This is a genomic window from Bradyrhizobium sp., from assembly GCF_019244115.1.
In the GTDB taxonomy this organism is placed as follows: Bacteria; Pseudomonadota; Alphaproteobacteria; order Rhizobiales; family Xanthobacteraceae; genus Bradyrhizobium.
In genome coordinates, this window is record NZ_JAFATE010000644.1 from 1 (window position 1) to 4,631 (window position 4,631).

A 4,631-nucleotide genomic window follows, 5' to 3' on the forward strand; every position below is an offset into this window, starting at 1 on the left:
TCCGTTCCTCATCGTGCTGGACGAGCCCAATTCCAACCTCGACACCGAAGGCGACGAGGCGCTGACCCGCGCGATCCGCGGCGCGCGCGAGCGCGGCGCGATCATTGTCGTGGTGGCGCACCGCCCGATCGGCGTCGAGGCGGTCGACCAGGTACTGGTGCTGAAGGATGGCCGCATGCAGGCCTTCGGTCCGAAGGAGCAGGTGCTCGCCCAGGTGCTGCAGCCCCGCGTCGCGCCGCCGGCGCCGATCAAGGTCGTCAGCGAAGGCGGAGTGGCCAAAGCATGAGCACGATGACGGTTGGCGGGACGAAGCCCGCCGCGACCAAGACGGTGCGGGCATCGATCCGGTTTCACCTGATGCTCGGCATCGGAATCGTGCTGTTCCTGGCCGTCGGCCTCGGCGGCTGGGCCTCGACGGTGCTGATCTCGGGCGCGCTGATCGCGCCGGGCCAGATCGTGGTCGAGTCCAACGTCAAGAAGGTGCAGCATCCGACCGGCGGCGTGGTCGGCGAGCTGCGTGCGCATGACGGCGATGTGGTCAAGGCCGGCGATATCGTGGTGCGGCTCGATGACACCGTGACCAAGGCGAGCCTTGCGATCGTGGTCAAGAATCTCGACGCGCAAATGGCGCGCTCCGCGCGGCTCGAGGCCGAGCAGCGCGGGCTCGACGGCATCATCTTCCCGCAGGAGTTGCTGGAGCGGACCAACGATCCCGACGTCTACAACCTGATGAAGAGCGAGATCAAGCTGTTTGACGTCCGCGTCAACGGCCGCGCCGGGCAGAAGGCCCAGCTGCGCGAGCGGATCACGCAGCTGAACGAGGAGATCGCGGGCCTCTCCGCGCAGGAAAAGGCCAAGGACCAGGAAATCGCGCTGGTCGAGAAGGAGCTCGACGGCGTGCGCCAGCTTTACGATCAGCACCTGGTGCAGATCTCCCGGATGACAACGCTGGAGCGCGATGCGGCGCGGCTGAACGGCGAGCGCGCGCAATACATCGCCTCGCGCGCGCAGGCCAAGGGCAAGATCGCCGAGACCGAGCTGCAGATCATCCAGGTCGACAAGGACGTGGTCAGCGAGGTTTCCAAGGATCTGCGCGAGACCAAGGACAAGATCGGCGAATTCGTCGAGCGCAAGGTCACGGCCGAGGACCAGCTCAGGCGCATCGACATCCGCGCGCCGCAGGACGGCGTGGTCGAACAGTCCAACGTGCACACGGTCGGCGGCGTGATCACCGCCGGCGACACCATCATGCTGATCGTGCCGCAGACCGATGATCTGCAGGTCGAGGCCAAGGTCAATCCGCACGATATCGACAAGCTGCAGGTCGGCCAGAAGACGCTGCTGCGGCTGTCGGCCTTCAACCAGCGCACCACGCCGGAGCTGAACGGTGTGGTCAGCCGTGTCTCGCCCGACGTCACTACCGAGCAGCGCACCGGCCAGAGCTACTACACCATCCGCGTCTCGATGCCGCCGGAGGAGATCGCGCGCCTCGGCGATGTCAAACTCATTCCCGGCATGCCGGTCGAGGCTTTCGTGCAGACCGGCGACCGCACCATGCTGTCCTATCTGATGAAGCCGCTGCACGACCAGCTGATGCGCGCGTTCCGCGAGAAGTGAGCATCATTGCGGCAACCGAAGAGCGAAGCTGCCGATGTAGATGTAGGGTGGGCAAAGCGCAGCGTGCCCACCATCTGACACACTTGAGAATTTGGACGGTGGGCACAGCGCGAAGACGCGCCTTTGCCCACCCTACCGTTCAGATAAACGTTGCAGCAGCAGATTCAGCGCCGCCTGCGCAAACACGTGCATGTTGGCGAGCCGGTCGTTGCTGCCGGTTTCCAGCATCATGACGCGCGTCTCCGCGTCCGCGATGGCGAGGCAGCAATGGCCGGCGGCATCGCCATAGCGGTTGCCGGTGGGGCCGGTCGCGCCGGTTTCCGACAGCCCCCAATGGGTCGCAAAACGGTCGCGAACGCGGTTCGCCAGCAGTTTGGCGTAAGGCTCCGAGGCGGAGCGGATGCCCTTCATCTCCGCGTCACCGATGCCCATCAGAATGCGCCGCGCATCGCGCGTATAGACCACGGCGGAGCCGAGAAAATAGCTTGACGCGCCGGGCACCGAAAGCAGCGCCGCCGAGATCAATCCGCCGCTCGATGATTCTGCGACCGCAATGGTCTCCTTGCGCGCAACGAGACGCGTTGCGATCTGCTCCGCAATGCCAACGAGTTCCTTCATCTTTTTGCTCCGGCCAGAGAGTTTTGGCAGATGTCCTAGCACGGCGATGCACAGCTTGCCGAGTTGCGCGGTGCGGCTGCGCCTGCTTGAATAGGTGAGAAATAAGCGGCGCGCGAAGTGCTGGGATCGCAGAGGAAACGAATCTCATGACGGAGCCAATTGCGGGCGGCGTGGATTGCGACCTGCACCCCGCTGTCCCGCATCTGACCAGTCTTCTGCCCTATCTCGACGATTATTGGCGCGACCAGGTCACGACGCGCGGCATGACCGACCTGGTCTCGCAGTCCTACCCGCAGAATTCGCCGATCTCGGCGCGGCCGGACTGGCGCCCGGCGCAGGGCAAGCCCGGGTCGCGTCTGGAGGACATGCGCGCGCATGCGCTCGATCCTTTCAAGGTCCGTTACGCCATCTGCAATCCGCTTTACGGCGTGCAGATGGTTTTCAGCGAAGACATGGCGGTTGCGTTCTGCCGCGCGCTCAACGACTGGCTCGCGAAGGAGTGGCTCGACCGCGAGCCGCGGCTGCGCGGCTCGATCGTGATCCCGGTCCAGAGCGTCGAACAATCGGTCGCTGAAATCGAGCGCTGCGCGGAGGACCCGCGCTTCGTCCAGGTGCTGATGCTCGTGATGGGCGACATGCCGCTCGGCAAGCGGGCCTATTGGCCGATCTACGCCGCGGCCGAACGGCTGAACCTGCCGATCGGCATCCACGCCGGCAGCGCCTATCACAATCCGCCGACATCTGTCGGCTGGGGCTCCTACCATATCGAGGACCATGTCGCGCAGGCCCAGGCGTTCCAGCAGCAGCTCACCAGCCTGATCGTCGAAGGCGTGTTCGCGCGGTATCCGAAATTGAAAATGGTGATGCTGGAATCGGGCTTCACCTGGCTGCCGCCGTTCCTGTGGCGGCTGACAAAATTCTGGCGCGGCCTGCGCATGGAAACACCGTGGGTCGACCGGGCTCCGGCAGAGATTGTGCAGAGCAATATCCGCTTTTCCCTGCAACCGGTCGATGCCCCGGGCGATCCTGCAACGCTGAACCGCCTGTTCGACCATATGCAGTCCGACGAATTGCTCCTATTCTCGACCGACTATCCGCATTGGCAGTTCGAAGGCGATGCGGTGCTGCCTGTGGGCTTGTCGGACGATCTCGTGCGCAAGATCATGATCGACAATCCGCATGCAACCTATCCCCGGCTGAAGCAGGCTGCCGTGAAGGAGACGACGCCATGAACATCCAGCTTCGCGAGCGTCCGGATCAGGCGCCTTCCGTGGCGATCAAAACGGCGATCGCGGACTGCGATGTCCATCCCTCGCGGGCGACGCCGACCGAGCTTTATCCTTACCTCGCCAGGCGCTGGCATGCGCATCTCGAAACGATCGGCGCCGGCCCCTATCACGGCATGATGATCGGCCCGCCTTATCCGAAGGGGCAGCCGAATGCCTCGCGACGCGATGCCTATCCGCCGGAAGGCGGTCCGCAGGGTTCGTCGCTGTCCTTCATGCAGAAGCAGCATCTCGACCCGAACAATGTCGCCGTCGGCGTGCTCAATCCGCTCGGCACCGGCCAGGGGCTGCGCAATCAGGACCTCGCCATCGCGGTCTGCGCTGCGATCAACGACTGGCAGATCGAGAAGTGGACGTCGAAGGATTCCCGCCTGAAGGCCTCGGTCGTCGTCGCCAATGAGGACGGACCGGCTGCGGCGAAGGAAATCCGCAAGCGCGCGGGTGACAAGAATTTCGTCCAGGTGCTGCTGCTCAGCCGCAACACCGAGCCGCTCGGCCAGCGTCGCTACTGGCCCGTGTACGAGGCGGCGGAAGAGGCCGGCCTGCCGATCGGCATCCACGCCTTCGGCTATGGCGGCAATCCGATCACGGCCTCGGGCTGGCCGAGCTATTACATCGAGGAGATGGTCGGCCACTCGCAGTGCCAGCAGGCGGTGCTGGCGAGCCTGGTGCTGGAAGGCGTGTTCGAGCGCTTCCCGAAGCTGAAGGCGGTCATGATCGAAGCGGGTTTTGGCTGGGCACCGTCGCTGATGTGGCGGCTCGACCGGGCCTGGCAGCGGCTCGGAGCCGAGGTTCCGCATTTGAAGCGTCCGCCGTCTGACTATATCCGCGAGCATGTCTGGTGGACGACGCAGCCGATGGAGGACCCGGAGCGCCGAGATCACCTGTTCGAGGTGATCGACTGGATCGGCTGGGACCGGCTGCTGTTTGCGACCGACTATCCGCACTGGGATTTTGACGATCCCTCGCGCGTGCTGCCGGCGGGCGTCAGCGAACAGAACCGCGACGCCTTCTATCTCGGCAACGCGCTAAAACTCTACGGGCTCGCGAAGACCTGACAATATGACGCGTCACGTCGTTGCCTCCGTCGAGGAACTGCCGCCGGGCAGC

Annotated in this window: 4 protein-coding genes and 1 pseudogene; 4 read left to right on the forward strand and 1 reads right to left on the reverse strand. The window is 64.6% G+C overall.

Features of this window, described 5'->3' with window-relative positions; genetic code table 11:
* Together JOZ76_RS28120 and JOZ76_RS28125 are read left to right on the forward strand one after the other, a co-directional pair.
* Positions 1-286, forward strand: a pseudogene (locus JOZ76_RS28120) (type I secretion system permease/ATPase); the annotation flags it as partial.
* Positions 283-1,617, forward strand: coding sequence for an HlyD family type I secretion periplasmic adaptor subunit (locus tag JOZ76_RS28125; RefSeq protein ID WP_291704225.1), 1,335 nt, complete (start codon positions 283-285; stop codon positions 1,615-1,617). The pseudogene JOZ76_RS28120 and the gene JOZ76_RS28125, both read left to right, overlap by 4 nt.
* Positions 1,618-1,749: 132 nt before the next feature.
* Here JOZ76_RS28125 and JOZ76_RS28130 read toward each other — a convergent pair whose 3' ends face one another.
* Positions 1,750-2,235 (reverse strand): CinA family protein, encoded by a 486-nt coding sequence (locus JOZ76_RS28130; RefSeq protein ID WP_291704227.1) that lies wholly within the window; start codon positions 2,233-2,235, stop codon positions 1,750-1,752.
* Between the two features lie 146 nt (positions 2,236-2,381).
* Here JOZ76_RS28130 and JOZ76_RS28135 point away from each other — a divergent pair, with 146 nt between their 5' ends.
* Complete coding sequence (locus JOZ76_RS28135; protein WP_291704229.1) at positions 2,382-3,467, forward strand: amidohydrolase family protein; 1,086 nt, start codon at positions 2,382-2,384, stop codon at positions 3,465-3,467.
* The gene (locus JOZ76_RS28140; protein ID WP_291704231.1) at positions 3,464-4,579 is read left to right on the forward strand and encodes an amidohydrolase family protein; all 1,116 of its coding nucleotides are present in this window, start codon (positions 3,464-3,466) and stop codon (positions 4,577-4,579) included. The genes JOZ76_RS28135 and JOZ76_RS28140 overlap by 4 nt, the downstream gene beginning before the upstream one ends.
* Positions 4,580-4,631 lie beyond the last annotated feature (52 nt).

Coding starts and splice junctions, on each gene's coding strand:
- JOZ76_RS28125 (WP_291704225.1), top strand. CDS start 283: ATGAGCACGATGACGGTTGGCGGGACGAAGCCCGCCGCGACCAAGACG.
- JOZ76_RS28130 (WP_291704227.1), bottom strand. CDS start 2,235: ATGAAGGAACTCGTTGGCATTGCGGAGCAGATCGCAACGCGTCTCGTT.
- JOZ76_RS28135 (WP_291704229.1), top strand. CDS start 2,382: ATGACGGAGCCAATTGCGGGCGGCGTGGATTGCGACCTGCACCCCGCT.
- JOZ76_RS28140 (WP_291704231.1), top strand. CDS start 3,464: ATGAACATCCAGCTTCGCGAGCGTCCGGATCAGGCGCCTTCCGTGGCG.